Origin of the sequence: Pseudomonas sp. 21, assembly GCF_000955805.1 — a bacterium.
In the GTDB taxonomy this organism is placed as follows: domain Bacteria; phylum Pseudomonadota; class Gammaproteobacteria; order Pseudomonadales; family Pseudomonadaceae; genus Pseudomonas.
Genome location: NZ_JYOA01000033.1, coordinates 1 through 1012, shown reverse-complemented (window position 1 = coordinate 1012; position 1012 = coordinate 1). Strand labels below are relative to the sequence as shown.

The 1012-nt window shown below is 42.6% G+C and carries 1 protein-coding gene; it reads right to left on the bottom strand.

Annotated elements, in window-relative coordinates; translation table 11 throughout:
• Positions 1–33: 33 nt before the first annotated feature.
• The gene (locus UB43_RS29425) at positions 34–978 is read right to left on the bottom strand and encodes a DNA-directed RNA polymerase subunit alpha (protein WP_045190701.1); all 945 of its coding nucleotides are present in this window, start codon (positions 976–978) and stop codon (positions 34–36) included.
• Positions 979–1012: the final 34 nt, after the last annotated feature.

The following is a 1012-nucleotide window of genomic DNA, read 5'->3' as shown; positions in this document are numbered from 1 at the left end:
CCCGGGAAAATCCTAGTTCACAAGGGAAACTAGTCAATCGTCTTTGCGAAGTCCGAGTCCAAGTTCTTCTAGTCTCGCTTTCACTTCTTCAAGTGATTTGCGTCCTAGATTTCGAACTTTCATCATATCTTCTTCCGTCTTGTTCGCAAGCTCTTGAACCGTGTTAATACCCGCACGCTTTAAGCAGTTGTAAGAACGAACAGAAAGATCCAATTCTTCAATTGTCATTTCAAGAACTTTCTCTTTTTGATCTTCTTCTTCTTCAACCATGATTTCAGCATGTTGAGCTTCGTCAGTTAAACCAGCGAATATATTAAGGTGTTCAGTTAAAATCTTTGAACCAAGCGCAATTGCTTCTTTCGGTCCAGTGCTTCCATCAGTCCAAACATCAAGTGTAAGTTTATCATAGTTTGCAACTTGGCCTACACGAGTGTTCTCTACCTGATAAGATACACGGGAAACTGGCGTATAGATAGAATCGATCGGAATCACGCCGATTGGCTGATCGCCTCTCTTGTTTGCGTCAGCAGGCGTATACCCACGTCCTCTTTGAGCAGTAAGGCGAACTCGGAAACTCGCATTCTCACCAAGAGTCGCGATATGAAGATCAGGATTTAAGATCTCTACATCACTATCGTGTGTAATATCAGCTGCCGTTACAGTTCCTTCACCCTGTACATCAATTTCTAGCGTCTTCTCTTCATCAGAGTAGATTTTCAATGCAAGCTTTTTAATGTGTAAGATAATCGTTGTAACATCTTCCACAACGCCTTCAATTGTCGAGAATTCGTGCAGTACACCATCTATCTGGATTGATGTTACAGCGGCACCAGGGAGTGAGGATAAGAGGATACGACGTAAGGAGTTACCCAGAGTTGTACCATATCCACGCTCAAGTGGCTCTACGACAAACTTACCAAATTCGGCATCGTCGCTGATTTCAACCGTTTCGATTTTTGGTTTTTCAATCTCGATCATTACTTAAAACCCTCCTTCAAAACGTCGAAAGAGC

What these genes read in the sequence shown, in the direction of transcription:
- UB43_RS29425 (WP_045190701.1), bottom strand. Translation starts at nt 978, where the DNA reads ATGATCGAGATTGAAAAACCAAAAATCGAAACGGTTGAAATCAGCGAC.